Annotated in this window: 15 protein-coding genes and 3 pseudogenes; 9 read left to right on the top strand and 9 right to left on the bottom strand. The window is 69.7% G+C overall.

Going from position 1 to position 16338, the window contains the following annotated elements; all coding sequences use genetic code 11:
• Positions 1-295: 295 nt before the first annotated feature.
• Together C1A33_RS27870 and C1A33_RS27865 are read right to left on the bottom strand one after the other, a co-directional pair.
• Entirely contained in the window at positions 296-697 is a 402-nt protein-coding gene (locus C1A33_RS27870) for a type II toxin-antitoxin system VapC family toxin (protein WP_101834725.1), read from the bottom strand.
• Complete coding sequence (locus C1A33_RS27865) at positions 694-942, bottom strand: hypothetical protein (protein WP_101834775.1); 249 nt, start codon at positions 940-942, stop codon at positions 694-696. The genes C1A33_RS27870 and C1A33_RS27865 overlap by 4 nt, the downstream gene beginning before the upstream one ends.
• On the opposite strand from C1A33_RS27865, the gene C1A33_RS37770 reads away from it, so the two are divergent.
• Positions 914-1534, top strand: a complete 621-nt coding sequence (locus C1A33_RS37770) for a HepT-like ribonuclease domain-containing protein (protein WP_341477271.1) — start codon at positions 914-916, stop codon at positions 1532-1534. The genes C1A33_RS27865 and C1A33_RS37770 overlap by 29 nt on opposite strands.
• Here the strand turns inward: C1A33_RS37770 and C1A33_RS27850 are convergent.
• The 3 genes and pseudogenes from C1A33_RS27850 to C1A33_RS27840 form a co-directional block, all read right to left on the bottom strand.
• On the bottom strand, positions 1485-2270 hold the full coding sequence (locus tag C1A33_RS27850; protein WP_101834723.1) for a class I SAM-dependent methyltransferase: 786 nt from the start codon (positions 2268-2270) through the stop codon (positions 1485-1487). The genes C1A33_RS37770 and C1A33_RS27850 overlap by 50 nt on opposite strands.
• A 146-nt stretch (positions 2271-2416) precedes the next feature.
• A pseudogene (locus C1A33_RS27845) lies at positions 2417-2623 on the bottom strand (flavodoxin).
• A gap of 258 nt (positions 2624-2881) precedes the next feature.
• Complete coding sequence (locus C1A33_RS27840; RefSeq protein ID WP_101834721.1) at positions 2882-3265, bottom strand: cupin domain-containing protein; 384 nt, start codon at positions 3263-3265, stop codon at positions 2882-2884.
• Between the two features lie 196 nt (positions 3266-3461).
• Between C1A33_RS27840 and C1A33_RS27835 the strand changes: the two genes are divergently transcribed.
• Together C1A33_RS27835 and C1A33_RS27830 are read left to right on the top strand one after the other, a co-directional pair.
• A complete protein-coding gene (locus C1A33_RS27835; protein ID WP_243408010.1) occupies positions 3462-4163 on the top strand; it encodes a TetR/AcrR family transcriptional regulator in 702 nt (233 codons plus the stop codon).
• Positions 4164-4292: 129 nt separating this feature from the next.
• On the top strand, positions 4293-4682 hold the full coding sequence (locus C1A33_RS27830; protein WP_101834717.1) for a YybH family protein: 390 nt from the start codon (positions 4293-4295) through the stop codon (positions 4680-4682).
• Between the two features lie 623 nt (positions 4683-5305).
• Here C1A33_RS27830 and C1A33_RS27820 read toward each other — a convergent pair.
• Positions 5306-6166 carry a helix-turn-helix transcriptional regulator gene (locus C1A33_RS27820; RefSeq protein ID WP_101834773.1) on the bottom strand — a complete coding sequence of 287 codons (861 nt, stop codon included), beginning with the start codon at positions 6164-6166 and terminating at the stop codon, positions 5306-5308.
• Between the two features lie 125 nt (positions 6167-6291).
• Here C1A33_RS27820 and C1A33_RS27815 point away from each other — a divergent pair, with 125 nt between their 5' ends.
• From C1A33_RS27815 to C1A33_RS27805, 4 genes and pseudogenes are all read left to right on the top strand, one after another.
• A complete protein-coding gene (locus tag C1A33_RS27815; protein WP_101834716.1) occupies positions 6292-7287 on the top strand; it encodes an aldo/keto reductase in 996 nt (331 codons plus the stop codon).
• Between the two features lie 72 nt (positions 7288-7359).
• Positions 7360-7473: pseudogene (locus C1A33_RS37765) on the top strand (HepT-like ribonuclease domain-containing protein); the annotation flags it as partial.
• Positions 7474-7692: 219 nt separating this feature from the next.
• The gene (locus C1A33_RS27810; protein WP_101834771.1) at positions 7693-10050 is read left to right on the top strand and encodes a 2OG-Fe(II) oxygenase; all 2358 of its coding nucleotides are present in this window, start codon (positions 7693-7695) and stop codon (positions 10048-10050) included.
• Positions 10051-10294: 244 nt separating this feature from the next.
• Positions 10295-10648 (top strand): VOC family protein, encoded by a 354-nt coding sequence (locus tag C1A33_RS27805; RefSeq protein ID WP_101834714.1) that lies wholly within the window; start codon positions 10295-10297, stop codon positions 10646-10648.
• A 456-nt stretch (positions 10649-11104) separates the two neighbouring features.
• Here C1A33_RS27805 and C1A33_RS37125 read toward each other — a convergent pair.
• Both C1A33_RS37125 and C1A33_RS27795 read right to left on the bottom strand, forming a co-directional pair.
• Positions 11105-11345: pseudogene (locus C1A33_RS37125) on the bottom strand (flavodoxin); the annotation flags it as partial.
• A gap of 143 nt (positions 11346-11488) precedes the next feature.
• Positions 11489-12676, bottom strand: a complete 1188-nt coding sequence (locus C1A33_RS27795; protein WP_101834712.1) for an MFS transporter — start codon at positions 12674-12676, stop codon at positions 11489-11491.
• Positions 12677-13344: 668 nt separating this feature from the next.
• On the opposite strand from C1A33_RS27795, the gene C1A33_RS27790 reads away from it, so the two are divergent.
• Positions 13345-14484 (top strand): transporter substrate-binding domain-containing protein, encoded by a 1140-nt coding sequence (locus C1A33_RS27790; RefSeq protein ID WP_101834710.1) that lies wholly within the window; start codon positions 13345-13347, stop codon positions 14482-14484.
• Positions 14485-15068: 584 nt separating this feature from the next.
• Here C1A33_RS27790 and C1A33_RS27785 read toward each other — a convergent pair.
• The gene (locus tag C1A33_RS27785; protein WP_101834708.1) at positions 15069-15521 is read right to left on the bottom strand and encodes a flavodoxin family protein; all 453 of its coding nucleotides are present in this window, start codon (positions 15519-15521) and stop codon (positions 15069-15071) included.
• Positions 15522-15759: 238 nt separating this feature from the next.
• On the opposite strand from C1A33_RS27785, the gene C1A33_RS27780 reads away from it, so the two are divergent.
• The gene (locus C1A33_RS27780) at positions 15760-16338 is read left to right on the top strand and encodes a TetR/AcrR family transcriptional regulator (protein ID WP_101834707.1); all 579 of its coding nucleotides are present in this window, start codon (positions 15760-15762) and stop codon (positions 16336-16338) included.

The following is a 16338-nucleotide window of genomic DNA, read 5'->3' as shown; positions in this document are numbered from 1 at the left end:
ATGCTTCTCTGCATACTGACGGGCAAACTCAGGACTTGTGGATCCGTTCGACGATGTCAGGGCCTATATCCCACCTTCGAGAGAGGCCACGGGAGCGCGCACCGCACGTTCCTGACCACCCCTACCGGTTCGGCCTGGCCTGGGTGTCGCGTCGCGCATCGTCGGATGGTTGATCTTCGCTGTCCGCCGGTGGTGCCTCATCGTACGGGGTCGTCCGTCCCTGCCACCGCCGCCGTCCTCTGCTGGCGGGCTGCGCGGTCAGGATTCTCCGAGCACGTGGTAGCAGCCGCGGCCGCTATCGGGTGACAATGACCGTCGCGCGGTGTCCGGCAGCGTTCTTGAGTTTGATGTCGCCGGTGAGCAGGTTGCAGCCGAGTGCTTCGGCGAGTGCGATGTAGGCGGCGTCGTAAGCACCGAGGGTGTGCCGCAGCTGCCACATCCGGGGGTGGTAGGGCCAGACCGGATGACGGGTGATCCGCAGGCGCGCGTAGTCAGCCAACATCTGCTCGCCACGATGAGCAGTGATCTTCTTTCCGGCGGCAAGCCCGCGGACTGTTGACGCGACCTCGACGTCGAGATGGTGCGGGGCGTGCAGTGTCCGCGGGGCGGACAGGCGCTGCCGGAGCACCTCGTCGCCATCGCGGACCGACAGCACGTCAATGACGAGCGAGCAGTCGACCACGTACGTGAGGGTCAACGCCGCCCCTCGTCGCGCGCCGCGAGGATGTCGTCCATGGTGAGCCCCACCGGTTCCCTGTCGCGGGCCATACGGGCGATGACCTCGGCGTTGGTCTCCGTGGCCGCATCGGCATCCATCAGGTCCCGCAAGTACCCGGACAGCGACTGACCGAGCGATCTGGCCCGTTCGCGGAGGACCGCGAGCGTCGTCGGATCGACATCGCGCACCTGGACGATGCCGCTCCCGTCGGCGGACTCGCTCATAAGATCCACGCTACCACGGATTCATGCATGGCGCATGAATCCTCCTCGATGCCCCACCAGATCCGAGTGCTACGGCATCAGGCTCGCCACCGTGCTGGCGCCCAGCTCCCAGCAGGCCTCCCCGTCCTTCGCGTCCGGGGTACCGATCACCCACCGCCCGCACCGCGCCGATCGTATGCCGCCTGACCCGCGAAAATACCTCTGCGATGCCGCGAACGCGGCTGGACTCGCCAGAAGCTTCGCCCATGGACAGCGCTTTGCCGGCTATCAGGCGAACGCGATGCTCCGCGCCGCCGCCGAGCGCGAGTTCGAAATCATCGGCGAGGCACTCAACCAACTATCCAAGGTCGCCCCGGGCCTCGCGGCCGCGATCCCCGGGCTCCCTCGAATAGTCGCCTTCCGGAACATCCTCATCCAGGAGCGGTTCCGTTTGGTCGCGGCCGCCGCACGTCGAGGTCGCGCTGTCGCGCAGAGCACAGAGAAAGATCGGCGAGAACCTGCTTTGGAGGTCGACGGGGACCAGCCAGACGCGGCGCCCACGATCAGATGTTCAAGGACGCAAAGATCGCTTCGAGGTGCACCGGTTCGGTGAACCTGCCGTCCGGCGAGTAAGCACGCAGCGCTTCGATGATCTCCTCCTCGAAGGAGGCTCGGCGCTCACCCAGCAGTCGCCTGATGGGGAACGAGGTCGAGTACAGGTAGCCGACGATCTGTTCGACCGTCCACTGCCGTTCGAACTCGTAGACGATACGTTCGGCCTGGCGGAACCGAGATCGGGCCAGGACAGTCTCATGGGGCTCCGTGGGCGGCGCGAAGACGCCACTGCCTGCGCGGCGGACGGTTCCGAGGAACTTCGCCTGTGTTTCTTCGATGGCACGTTGCCAGTCGGTGGCTGGCCGGACGAGGCAGTTGTCGTTGACGATCACAAGGCCACCGGTCGGGGTGATCATATCGGCAAGCATTGTCAGCACCCGGTCTCGGTCCATCCAGTGGAACGAGCGGCCCATGGTCGCGAACTGGAATCCGCCGAGGTCTGGGGGGAGGTTCTCCGCTCGTGCCTCTACCCACCTGATGTTGCGGATACGCGCGAGGCGCGCCTGCCGTGCCGCCTCCGCGAGCATGTCGGCTTCGGGGTCGACACCGACGGCGTCGTGCACCTGGCCGGCCAGCGCGATGGTGAGAGTTCCGGGTCCGCAGCCGAGGTCGAGAAGCCGACCCGTCCCCGGGAGGGAAAACCGCCGCGCGACTTCGGTCAGGAACGCCGTCGGGTAGCCGGGTCGGTGGCGTGCGTAGTGCACGGCGGTTCCGGTAAACAGGTCGCCGACCATGCTCGCAATCTATCGGCCCCGTGGAGGCACGACCACAAGATCGGGCCGACGGTCCGCCAGATCCGCCGTGCTCTGACGGGGCCCGGGTGGCTGGCCGGTAGACCTGGGCGCCGCGGCTCGGAGCCCTGAGTCCTGGCCCGTTCAGATCACACGGGCATCAGGCTGGCAGCGACCGTCGCCCCGAGCTCCCAGCATGCCTCGGCGTCCACCGCGCCGACGATCGACAGTGGCTTCACGCAGGCGCTTCCACTTCAGGGCGGTCGTGATGGCCTCGACCCCGCGGATCGCGCCGGTCGTGTCGCTGCCGCCGTGGACGTAGAGGCACAGGGGCGGCCGACGGCGGCCTCAGGCACGGGGTGGCGCCCAGCTCGCAGCAGGCCTCGCGGGCGGCGGCGTCCGCCTCACCGACAACCGACATCACGGTGTTCTCACTACTGGCAACGTGCCGTCTCGAGTCGAATCGCCGGCCATGGGCAACCGTCGGCTCGCCACCGGTATCGCGCGCCCGGAGGGCCGAGCTGCCGGTAGTGCGACCAACGCAAGGACGGCGGCGAGACCGAGCACCCCGGCGAGGTCCGCGGGCACGGTGGGGGCCGCCGTCTCGGAGCTCGTCATGCTCGCTTCTCCAGCCGGGAGCCGGAGCGCAGCGCGATGCTCACCAGGTCGCTCGGGGCGTCCAGCTCGAAGCGGTGCCAACGACCGCGCGGAACGACGAATCCGGTCCCGGCGACCAGGGTGACCACGGCCGGCTCCTCGTGCGCCTCGTCGGGTCGCAGGTGGAGGCGGGCCTGCCCGGACAGGACACAGACGGCCTCCGCGCTTGCGGGATGCACCTCCCAGTGGTCCCCGTGGACGTCGTGGTCGGTCTCCGCATGCGTGAGGGCAACCGTCCAGCCCTCGTCATCGGCATCCATCCGCCGCTCCTCGACGGTGACCGCCCCGCCGGGACGCAGGCGCAGCACGGAGGTGAACAGGTCGACAGAAGTCAGGTCCATCGCTGATCTCCAGGTGGATGTGGAGCGTCCCCGCCCTGACGGCAGAGGGGACAGGGATGCGTCGACTGTGGGGCCGGCGACTTTAGGAACATGTTCGAAAAGTAGCCGAGGCGGCGTTCATGGTCCAGCGACGGCCGCAGGACGTGATCCGGGACACTCCCCGGAGCCACCCGCCGGAGCGGGGCATGATGAAGCCGTGACAGCGGCAGAACCGTCGGCCCCCGCACGCGGACGCATGGGCCGCCCGCCGCGCACCTCTCGCACGGAGATCATGGCCGCGGCCCGTCGCCTGATCGACCGGGACGGCTGGGAGACGTTGACCATCCGCCGACTCGCCGCGGAGGCCGGCATCGCGTCGACGACCCTGTACCACCACGTCCGCGACAAGGACGACCTGCTCTCGCAGCTCCTGGATGACTATGCCGAGCAGATGCCGCGCCCGGACATGCCCGCCGATCCACGCGAACGCATCATCACGGCCGCGACGGTCATCCGAGAGACGCTCGCCGCCTGGCCCTGGGTCGTCGAGGTGCTCATCCAGGACAACCAGACGGGCCGGGCGGCGCTGTGGATGGTGGAGAAGCTGCTCGACGGAGCCATCGAGTGCGGATGCACTCCGGAGCAGGCCGTGGACCTGTACCGAAGCATCTGGTACTACACCGCCGGCGAGATCCTCATTCGGGCCGGCCGTGTCCACCGGCGGGCCGAGAACGACCATCCGGCCCGGCGCGACGCCCTCCTACGCGCGGCCGACGCCACCGAGCTGCCGCACCTCGCGGCGCTCGCGGAACGCTGGGCCACCCTGACCAGCCGGGACACCTACTCCCTCGGCCTACGCAACCTCGTCGACGGGTATCTCCGGAACCTGCCAGACCAGGGCGAACCCGACCGTGCGTAGCAGGACCGGGGTCTGGGACCCCAGCCCGCACCCACCCCGACGCCGGGAAGTCGGCGACGACGACGCGGCCGCCGTGGCCGCACGCGCCCGGTTGACCTGAAGGGTGGTTGAGATTTTAGCGTGTGACGCATGGACGAGATTGATGAGCTCATCATCCGCTACCGAGACGGATTCCTTCGGCTCGACCCGGGGCTGTTGAGCTCGATCTGGGCCGATGAGGACATCCTGTACAGCCCGGCCGAGCTGGCGGATCCGATCACTTCCAAAGCCGACCTCGGCGCATACTACGCCAATGTCGCGCAGTTGTTTCACGACGTCGAGCACATGAATGTCTTCGCCGTTCGCCGCCAACGCCTGAGCGACGACGTGGTCGTCGCCTACTTCGGGTTCCAGTTTCGCGCCCACTTCGTCAGCGGGCCGCTCCAGGCGGTTGCCGGCCGGGCGTCCGTGGTGTTCCGCCGCGACGCCACCGGCTGGCGCGGGGTGCATTATCACGAGTCGCTGACGCCTCGAAGCTAGGCATTGCGCTGCGGCCTACGGCATCCGCCGCACCTACAGTCAACATCGTCCAGCGCGTCGGCGGCGCCCCGTTCTCCGTCGTCATCGCCAGCGACGAACTCGCCCCCTCGTGGTCGCACCCGTTAATTCGTCGGGGGTGGCGGGGGGTGGCGGGTTGAGCCAGGCGGTGGTGTCCCCGAGGTAGAGGCCGCAGGCGCAGTCGAGGGCTTCCTGGGGGGTGCCGGCAAGGCGGCCGCTGGGCAGGATGGCCTCACCTGCGTTGCCGGGAGTCAAAGCCCTGGCGTGCGAGATGCCCGCCGTGAGCGGGCGCCGCTGGCCCGCTGGAGCTGCCCTGAGCTGGCCCGCCACGCGGCAGCCAGCGGCATCACCCCCGCGCCGTCGGCGTCTACCGTGCGGCGCTGGCTCGCCGATCCGGATGCGCCTGCATCTGCCGCTCCCGCCTGGCCCCCGCCGGGCCATGCGGGGGCCGAGAGCGAATACCACCGGCAAGGCACCCTGGCCTACCTGGCCGCTTACGATGTCCACCACGCGAGGGTGATGGGCCGGTGCGAGCCGTCCACCGGGATCAAGCGGTGGGGACGCCTGGGTTGCCGGCGACGACGACATCGCGCCGCTCATGCTTGTTACCGCAGGGGCGTTGTCGCCGCGTCGGCGGGGAACTCCTGGGTGCCGAGGACGCGCAGCAGGTCCAGCCGCTCGCGGGTTTCGGCGTCCGCGGGGGTGAGCACCAGCAGACGCTGGCGTTGGTCGGGAGTGACCAGGGTTTCGCAGTCCATCAGCAGGCTTCCTACGCCCGGGCGCAGGAAGGTCTTGCGGTCGGCGCGTCGGACCGCGACCTCGTGCCCCTCCCAGAGGCGGCGGAACTGGGCGCTGGCTGCCTGCAGCCGGTCGAGGAGCCCGGTGACCGTGGGGTCGCCGCAGCGGCGTCCGGCGACCGCCCGCAGGTCCGCGACGAGCTGGCGGGCGTGGTTCTCCTGATCCTCGGGCGGGCAGACGGCGCGGGCAGCGGGGTCGGTGAACCAGCGGTAGGCGACGTAGCGGCGGTCGCCGCGGTGGCCGGTGTGGTCGCCCATCACCAGCAGGGCGGCCCGGTTCTGGGCGAGGGCCTCGCCCAGGTCGGATATCACCAGGGCCGGGGTGTCGCCGAGCAGGTCGAGCATGCGGATCAGGCCGGCGCGGGCCAGACGGGCGACCCCGTCAGCAGGCAGGGGCTGGTGACCGGCCAGGTGGAACAGGTGGTCGCGCTCGTCCTCGGACAGGCGCAACGCCCGGGCCAGTGCCCCGAGCAGCTGGGTCGAGGGCTGGCTGCTGCGGCCCTGCTCCAGGCGGACGACATAGTCCACCGACATGCCGGCAAGCATCGCCACCTCCTCCCGGCGAAGGCCGATGGTGCGGCGGCGGGGGCCGTCGGCGATGCCGACCTCGGCGGGGCGGATCGCCTCCCGGCGGCGGCGCAGGAAGTCGGCCAGCTGCTCACGTTGCACCACCCCATGGTCCCCCGCCCGGGTTGGCCAAGCCAGGGAGCGGCACTCCCACGATGAACGCTCCGCTTCCGCACGTCGCGACCCGGACACAGGGTGGGTGGCAACCGACGACGAGGGAGAACGAGATGCAGACACGAACCCTGGGGAGCACCGGCCCGGTGGTGTCCGGCCTGGGCCTCGGCGCGATGGGCATGTCGGGTGTCTACGGCGAGGCGGACCGCTCGGAGAGCATCGCCACCGTGCACGCCGCTCTGGACGCCGGCGTCACGCTGATCGACACGGGTGACTTCTACGCCATGGGCCACAACGAGCTGCTGCTCGCCGAAGCGCTGCGTGGCCGGGAACGCGACAGCTACCAGTTGAGCGTCAAGTTCGGCATGCTGCGGACCCCGGGCCAGGGCTTCGGCGGCGTCGACGCCCGTCCCGCCGCGGTGAAGAACTTCCTGGCCTACTCGCTGACCCGGCTGGGCACCGACCATATCGACATATACCGTCCTGGCCGCCTGGACCCCGCGGTGCCGATCGAGGACACCGTGGGCGCGATCAAGGAGATGATCGACGCTGGTCATGTGCGCTACCTCGGCCTCTCGGAGGTCGACGCGGCGACTGTCCGCCGGGCGCACGCCGTGCACCCGGTCACCGACCTGCAGATCGAGTACTCGCTGATCTCACGCGCGGTGGAGCGGGACGTTCTGTCCACGCTGCGGGAGCTCGGCGTCGGACTGACCGCGTACGGCGTGCTCAGCCGCGGCCTCATCTCCGGGCACTGGACGGCCGCGCGCGGCGCCGACCCCGGCGACAGTCGCAGCCACAGCCCCCGGTTCTCCGGTGAGAACGTCGAGCACAACCTCGTCCTGGTAGCGGCGCTGCGCCGCGTCGCCGAGGCGAAGGGGTGCACCGTCGCCCAGCTGGCCATCGCCTGGGTGGCCGCCCAGGGCGCGGACATCGTGCCGCTCGTCGGAGCCCGCACCCGGGAGCGGCTGGCCGAGGCGCTACCCGCGATGGACCTCGACCTCACCGCGGGCGACCTCGCCGAGATCGAGAAGGCGGTCCCACCGGGCGCGGCCCGCGGTGACCGGTATCCGCCCGCGCACATGGCCGCTCTCGGCGTCGGGAACTGACCGGCGTCGGGAACTGACCGGGGCGGCAGCCTGGGGAGGGCCGGTCCCTCCTGAGCCGCGAACGCGGCTGAACTCGCCCGAAGCTTCGCCCACGGCCAGACCTTCGCCGACTTTCAGGCGAACGCGATGCTCCGCGCCGCAGTCGAGCGCCAGTTCGGGATCATCGGCGAGGCGCTCAGTCAGCTCTCCAACCGCCCCGGAACGGACTCCCTTATTGCGAAAGCCAAGCCTGGCCTTACTCCCCGCGATCGCTCGTCCGACCAGGACGGGACGCTCGACCTACGAGGTCTGGCGCGCCAGTCTGCTACGGCATCAGGCTCGCGGGTGCCGCGGCCGTCGCCTGGGTGGGAGGGGCTAGTTTCATGCCCGACAGCGCGGCGCGCACAGATGCGAGGGAATGCGGCGATGACGACGGTGGCGCGGGACAGGCTCGCGAGGATGCTTCGTGGAGACGTGGCGGACGTGTTCAGCGTTGCCTTGACGGTGAGCACCGACGTGTTGAGCCTCGCGGTCGACGGCGTCGGACCCGTCGCGTTCCCGGTCTCCTCCGCGCGGGCGCAGGAGCTTCTCGGGCTCGGCGAACCCGCGCGGTTTGGCCGTGGCGAGGAGACGCTGACCGACCCGGGCGTCCGCGACACGTGGGAGATCCCGAAGGAGCGCGTCCACGCCAGCTGGGACGACGACGAGCTGAACGACATCCTGACGACGGTGAAGGACGAGCTGGGCCTGCCGATCACCGCCGAGCTCACCGCCGACCTTCATTCCCTGCTGGTGTACGAGCCGGGCCAGTTCTTCCGCGCCCACCAGGACAGCGAGAAGGACGACTTGATGATCGGCACCCTGGTGGTGGCGCTGCCGTCCGAGCACACCGGGGGCGAACTGGTCGTTCGTCACCTCGACGAGAAGAACGCCTACCGAGGCTCGACAGCCGGGCTGTCGCTGGTCGCCTTCTACGCCGACTGCCGGCACGAGGTCGCCAGGGTCCGGTCGGGGCACCGGATCGCACTCACCTACAACCTGCTGCTCAGCGGTGACACCGCCCCGTCGGAGGGTGACGAGGGAGCGGCCGGGGAACTGGCCGGATTCCTTCGGGAGCACTTCAGCACGCCCGTTCTCGGCCGCTACGGCGCAGGGCCGTCCGGCCCGCCCAACCGGCTCGTGTACCTCCTGGACCACGAGTACACCCCGCGAGCGCTCGGCTGGCGCAGGCTGAAGGGCGCTGACGCCGCGCGGGGCTCCCTGGTGCGGGCGGCGGCCGAGGTCGCTGGATACGAGGCTGTCCTCGCGCTCGCGGACATCAAGACCACGCACAGCGCGTACGAGGCGGACGACTACTACGGGAACCGAGGCCGGGGCTACCGGGACGACGGTGAGGAGGATGAGGACACTGACGACCCGGCCGACCTCGAGATCCAGGAGCTGATCGAGTCCACGGTCATGCTCACGCACTGGACCGGCCCAGACGGCGACCGGCTGGAGGCGACCTCCCTGGACGTCGGCGAGGACGAGGTGTGCGCGTCCACCGGGACGGACGACTTCGAGCCCTACACGTCGGACTACGAGGGCTACATGGGCAACTGGGGCAACACGCTGGACCGCTGGTACCACCGCGCGGCGATCGTCGTCTGGCCTCGCGAGCAGTCCTTCGCCAACCGCGCCGAGACCTCCCCCGGCTGGGCTCTGGACGCGCTTGCCGAGATGGCACCGACGGACGCCCAGGCGGCCGCGGCGACGCTCGAGCCGTTCTGGGACGGCGCCCTGCGCCTACGGACGGCGGAGGACAGCGCAAGGATCTCCGAGACCTTCGGCAAGGCCCTGCGCACGGCGGACGCCGTGGCGGACGCCGCGACCGCGTCGATGCTGCTGCGCCCGTTCCGCGTCGAGTACCTGACCCCCAGCGACGCCGCGCCCTTCGTGAAGCTCCCCGGCCGGTACGGCCGCCCGTGGACCGAGCAACTGCTGAGGACGTGGACGGGTGTGGGACAGCCACGCTGGACCGTCGGCGGACCAGAACGCGGGCGATGGGTGGCGAACTCGCTTCCCGGGCTGTGCGCGGGGCTGCGCGCAGCACCGGGCGTTGGCGAGATGGCCGCGCGGCTGCTCGTCGGCCTCGCGTGGACGTGGCTGCGGGAAGCGATCGACGGAGCAGCCCGGTCGACATCCCCGCGCAGCCGGGACGGCGGGCTCCACGCCCTGGGGGCACCGCTCGCCTCGGTGCTGACGGCCGCCGCCACGACCGGATCGGCGGACACCCGGGACACGGTTCTCGATCACGTCCGGCGGCAGCAGGACGCGGTCACCGCGCTGGAGATGCCCGCGCTGCGCGCCGCGGCGGCGCCGACCGGCGACGACACCAGCCATGAGGCCGGCTTCGGCGACCTCGCAGCGGACTGCGCGGCGCGACTGCGCTCTCGGCTGGCCCTCCCGCGGCGTGCCGCCACGGACTGGTCGATCACGCTGGCCGCGGGCGGCTGCGGGTGCGACCTGTGCGAGACGTTGCGCGGGTTCTTGGCGGACCCGAGCCGCCGCACACTCGACTGGCCGCTCGCCGAGCAGCGCAGGCGGCACGTCCATTCCCGGATCGACGCCGCAGAACTGCCCGTCAGCCATGTCACCCGCCGGCAGGGCCGCCCTTACACGCTCGTTCTCCAGAAGACCGACGCGCTCTTCACCGACGAGCTGACCCAGCGGGCCAGGGATCAGGAGGATCTGGACTGGCTGGTTGCCGAATGGCACCTGGCGCCCGCCCCGCGGACCCCCTGACCTCCCATCCGTCGATTCCGGATTCCGGTCACGCGGGTATCGCCACCACCACCGTGCACCTGACCCCGATGCATGGCCAGGAGGCCGCGGACCGGAACTCGCCTTCGCCGCTACTGGCGTGATGTACGTCATTGATGTACGAACGACGGGCGGGAAGGTGCCGGCGCGCCGCGGTGCCCGCCCGTCCGAGTCCGGTACTGACCCAGCCACAGGCCGGTACTGGCCCAGCCACAGGGAGGAACCCGTGAGCGACCAGCAGGTACGCATGGTCGTCCTGTCGACGGACGACCTCGACGCATCGATCGCGTTCTACACCGAGACCCTCGGCTTCACCCTGAAGTTCCGCGACGGCGCCCACTACGCGGCCCTCGACGGCGGCTCCATCACACTCGCCCTCGCGACGGCGGTCGACCACCCCATCCACGGCCAGGTCGTCGTGGGCATCAGGACCGACGACGTCGACGGCGCCGCCAAGGCGGTCGAGGAGAACGGCGGCGGCATCGTGAAGGGCCCCTACGACGACGCGCACGAGCGCCGCGCCGTCGTCTACGACAACAAGGGCAACGGCCTGGTCTTCTACAAGCCTCTCGCACGCTGACGCACCTGTCGCGCCCCGGCGCCGAGCTGTCGGGTGAGGCGCCGTCGGAACCCGGGAGGCGCCGCGCGCCAGCGAAAGCCTCACGCAGCACAACGACCGTCCACCGGGAACCCGCCGCCACAGGTATTCGCGTGTTTGGGGTGGTTGCCGAGACCACCGGACGCTTCATGTAGCGGAACTTGGCCCTGGGGAGGTCGTGTTTCGCCGCTGGTACGACATATTTCTGCGATCGGTGTCCCGGCCCGAGCACTACTGCGAGTAGCCGGAGCCGGTCCGTGTCGAGCATACTTACCGCCCGAGCTGCACCTCCCGCCATGTCGCTCTTGCAGTTCACGTATAGGGCGTAGGTCCGGCCGACAGTCACGTCGAGGCGCGGATAGTAGATCTAGCCACAGAACATAAGGAGGGTCGCGTACGTCGCGCGGTCACGCTGGGTTCCATACCGACGCGCCCGAGTCAATCGGGCATCAGGCTGGCCGAAACTGTGGCGCCGAGCTCCCAACAGGCCTCGCGTACAGCGGCGGGCGACCTCGCCAATGGCCGACAGCGGCTCCCGAAGGCGCTTCCATCTCAGCCCGGTGGTGATGGTCTCGACGCTGCGGATCGCGCCGGTCGTGTCGCTGTTGCCATGGACATACAGGGCATACGGCCGACCGATGGCTGCTTCCAAGCAAGGGTAATAGGCTTGGTCAAAGAACTTGCAGAAAGTTGCATACCTGGCACGATCACGCTGCGTGCCCACAAGATCAGGCCGCCTGACGCGACATGTCGACCGGGCCATGATCAGCTTCAGGTGCTTCCCATCCCCCCTTGAGCCTCGCCCATGAGAGTGTCCGAGCCTCATGTGCGGTCTGCGGCGCGGGGCAGGCGTAGCAGGCCGAATCCGAGGCCAGCCGCGAGTGCCGCGGCGGCGCCGGCGAGCAGGGGCACCCGCACGCCATGGGCGTCGAGCAGCGCTCCGCCGGCCGCCGCGCCCGCCGTGATCGCGACCTGGAACGCCGTCACCTGAAGCGACACCGCGGACTCGACGCGGTCCGGCTCGACTCTGGTCACCCACAGCTGGGTGGCCACCGGCACCATGTTGAACGCGAAACCCCACAGCACGATCCCGAACGCGAGCGGGGCGGGCGAGCCCGCGCCGGCGGTGACCAGCAGGCTCACCCCCAACAAGACCGGCGCCCCGGCCGCCAGCAGCCGCAGCCTCGCGGCGAGCGCGCCGGCGATGACGTTGCCCACCATCCCGCCAACTCCCCAGGCGACGAGCAGCCATGTCGTCTGGGGAGCACTCACCCGCTCGATCGCGAGCCGGATGTACGGGTAGCTGGCGAAGTTCCCGAACGCGGTGAACCCGACGCATCCGATTCCCGCCATGAGTTGCCGGTTCCCGACAGCCTGCCGCAGCATCGGCAGACCAGCGAAGGGATGAGCCGGCACGGACGGCAACATGCACGCCAACCAGGCCGCGGCCAGGACGCAGACCGCCGCGGCACCGGCGAACGCGGCCCGCCACCCGACACCGTTACCGAGCAGCGCGGCGACCGGGACCCCCAGCGCCGTCGCGAGGCTCACCCCGAACGCGAGCGAGGCCGACACGACGCGCGACCGGCCGGGAACCACGGTCACACCCACGCCAAAGGCGAACGACCAGAAGCCCGCGAGCGCGACGCCGAGCACGAACCGGCCCACCAGCAGGACGGCGAAGTCCGGGGCGACCGCCACCGCGATGTTCGCGACCGCGCCGACGGCCAGCAGCGCGACGAGCGCCACCCGCCGGTCGGTCCGCGGCAGCAGCAGCGCGATGCTGGGCGCGGTCAGGGCACCGGCGATCGCGGTGACCGCGATCGCCAGACCGGCGACACCGTCGCTGACGCCAATGTCGGCGGCCATCGTCGGCAGCACGCCGGCCGGCAGGAACTCGCTCGTCACCAGCACCGTCGTCCCCGACGCGAGGGCGGCGACCGGCAGCCAGCCTGTCGCCGGGGGGCTGGCCTCGCCGGTCGGTGACGACAGCGCGCTCTGACTGCACATGGGCCCAACCTGCAGTACGGCCGACCGCCGGGCGTCGTCACGTGATGCTTCCCGTAATCCCGCCGTTTCGCCTCCCGCACGGATTCAGCTACGCCTGCACCATCGGCAGGGCAGCTTTCCCCTTCCAGTCGACGAGCTGCACGATCACACCGCCGGGGTCGCGAACCCGCGCGCACGTCAGGCGGTCACGCTACGTTTCCACGACTGGCGCGCCGGATACTCAGCGCCTGGCCGTGTCATCCCCTGGCTCACATCCGACGCCGCATTCTGGTCCCACGGATCCTGGCCGACCCCGGCTGTGGCCTGTGCCAAGCCTGAGGTGGTCGTGGACGACCTCAGCATCTGTCGTGGTGAGAACCACGTAGAACCACGGGGACTCGTCGTAGCGGATGGCGGTGCCTGCACAGCAGCGGGCCCCGGGGCATCCCAGGATAGCCCATCACCCGGGCAACCGTAGGTATCTCCGGGAGAGGGCGGCAGTCCGGTAATGATGCGCCGCGGCCGATCACCATGCCGGAATCTCGCGGACGTCTCCGGCGAAAGATGTCCGCGTGTCGCGACCCGGACAGAAGCTGGACAGACAAATTCGTCCCTATGCAGACTCGCTCGGCAATGGACTTAGTTCGGTGCACCGTTCGACCTTGACCCACGCGGTAGGGGGCTTGGACATGGCTTTGTTCAGGGGGCAGCGCCCGGCGCGGCACGCGCTGATCTGGCTCCTTCTCCTCACGGCATTCCTGGCGCTGGCGCTGCCCGAGGCGCCGGCCCGGGCGGCCACGCCTGCGGCGCCCGGCAGCGCGACGGCCACCGGCACGTCCGGAAGCACGATCACGGTCGGCATCAAGGAGCTCGACCCGTTCGTCGGCAAGGACGGTGCCGGCCAGAACTCCGGATTCAGCATCGACCTGTGGAACGACATCGCCCGGCGCAACGGCTGGAACACGAAGTTCGTCTGGTACGACAGCGTGCAGCATCTCGTCGACGCGGCCAGGGACAACCAGATCGACGCGGCGATCTCCGGGATTTCGATCACTGCCGACCGGGAGGCGGAAGTCGATTTCTCCTACCCGATGTTCGATGCCGGGCTGCAGATCCTCACCAACGACTCACCCGCCGGGCTCGATGTCTCCCACCAGCTTTCGAACTTCCTCTCCCCCGCCACCGGACGCTATCTCGTGGCGCTGCTGTTCATGCTGGTCCTCGCCGGTGCCATCACCTCAGCCGTGACCAGGACCAGCAGCAGACAACGCTGGCACCGGCGGATGGGTGACGGGATGTTCCGGGCTGCCGCCATCGGCCTCGCCGGCGACCTGGGCAGTCCGCAGCGGCCGGTCGTAAAAATCGTCACGCTGGCCTGGCTCATCGCCGGGCTCGTGTTCGTCTCCCTGTTCACCGCGTCCATCACGACCCAGCTCACCGTGAAATCCATCCGGACGGGCATCACCGGGGTCTCCGACCTGCCCGGAAAGCGGGTGGTGACCGTCCGCGGCTCCACCGCCGACAGCTACCTGCGCCGCCACGACATCTCGCCCCGCACCGTGGCGTCGATCGACGCCGCCTACCCGTTGCTGCGAAACAGCGACGCGGACGCCATCGTCTACGATTCACCCGTCCTGCAGCACCACATTGACGTCGCGGCCGGGCAGAAAGAGACCCTCGCGGCGGCGGTCTTCGACCCGGAGGAGTACGGCATCGCCTTCCCCACCGGCAGCACCCTGCGAAAGAAGGTCAATGCCGCCATCCTGCAGATGCACGCTGACGACACCTACGACAAACTCCGCGACCGCTATTTTGACAGCCATTCCTGACACCTCTGACACCGGTCGGCGGCATCGACGGGAAGGGTGGTTCCGATGCAGGGAAGTCCCCAGCCTCCGTCGTGTTCAAAACCCGCCAGACCGGTCTCGAAAGGATCACTGGCTCGCGTGCCAACCAACCGGTACCCGCTGGACGACGACCTGATGACCTATTCATGCATGACGCGTCAATGCTCCGGCGGAGGTCCGCAGAGCGGGGGGATGACGTGCCCGGTGCGATCTCGGCGATGGTCGGGAGTAACCGTGCACGGCGCCCGGAGGCGCACGAAACCTACCGAGGGCCGGGCAGGTATGGCTGGGCGACAAGTACTGGCCGAAACCCCTTCCCCGTCGCACCGATCGCCTTCGAGAGCCCATCAGAAGGGCCGGATCATAGAGGTCTGCGAGAGACGACCGCGTAGGAAGTGCCCAAGACTCTCTCGGCAACCACTCGCTGAGCGCTACCGGTCACATCAGTCAGTTTGGCGGGTTTCCAACCGAACGCGGACCAGCAGCCCGCGGTTCCAGTACTCTCCGCGATTCACCCATCCGGCCAAGGCGGGACGCTCGACCTACGGGGTGGGGCTGCCAGTCGGTTACGGCATCAGGCTCGCGGCGGTAGCGGCACCCAGTTCCCAGCAGGCCTCACGATCCTTCGCGTCCAGCGCGCCGATCACCGTGACCGGCTCCCGCAAGCGCTTCCACGTCAGGCCCGTGGCGATCGTCTCCACGCTTCGGACCGCGCCCGTGGTGTCAGAGCCGCCGTGGACGTACAGGGCATACGGCCGACCGATCGTGGCTTCCAAGCAAGGGTAATAGGCTTGATCAAAGAAGTGCTTCAGAGCCCCTGACATGTAGCCGATGTTGGCCGGCGTCCCGAGCAGGTAGCCGTCGGCGGCCAGCACATCAACTGCGGTGGCCGCCAGGGCCGGGCGTACCACGACCTCCACGCCCTCGATCGCCTCGTCCCTGGCACCAGCGAGCACGGCCTCCAACATCGCCTGCATGGACGGTGACGGGGTGTGGTGGACGATCAGCAGGGTCGGCATCGGGCCTGATGCTATTGCCTCGACCTGGCGCCGTGAGCCCACCCGACGTTTCAGTGCCGATCAGGCCACGCGATCAGTTGTCCACCAGGGAGAAGGTGCTCGTTCCAGAGAGAACACGCCCCGGGGGGCGAGGCGGCGACCGGGAATCGTTGCACCGTGTCGGTGGCGGGGTGGTAGACGATCCGCTCGCACCCCACGCCCCGCCGCCGCTGTACATACCAGTAGGTACACTATTCAGGTGAGCACGGTGGATCGTCTTGTCGAAAGCACGCGCGAACTGTTGTGGGAGCGTGGCTATGTCGGCACGAGCCCCCGGGCCATCCAGCAGCGTGCGGGGGCCGGGCAGGGCAGCATGTACCACCACTTCAGCGGCAAGCCGGAGCTGGCGCTGGCCGCGATCACCCGCACCGCGGCCGAGCTGCGCGCCGAGGCCGAAAGGCAGTTCGCCGCGCCCGGCACGGCCGTCGAACGCATCACCGCCTACCTGCGCCGCGAGCGCGACGTGCTGCGCGGCTGCCCGATCGGCCGGCTCACCCAGGATCCGGACGTGATGGCCGACCCGGCGCTGCGCCGGCCCGTCGAGGAGACCTTCACCTGGCTGCGCACCCGCCTCGCCGCGGTCCTCACCGAGGGGCGTGATCGCGGCGAGCTGGACGCGGCGCTCGATCCGTCGGCGACGGCGTCCACCATCGTCGCGGTCCTGCAGGGCGGCTACGTCCTGGCCCGCGCGCAGAACTCCCCCGCCGCGTTCACCGAGGCCGTCGACGGCGCGCTCGGCCTGCTGTCCACGGCTTCCCGCACCCCGCGGTCCGGATAG

It is taken from the genome of Frankia canadensis, from assembly GCF_900197875.1.
Classification (GTDB): Bacteria; Actinomycetota; Actinomycetes; order Frankiales; family Frankiaceae; genus Frankia; species Frankia canadensis.
Note: the sequence above shows the minus strand (reverse complement) of the source record. Positions and strands in the feature narration are given on the sequence as shown.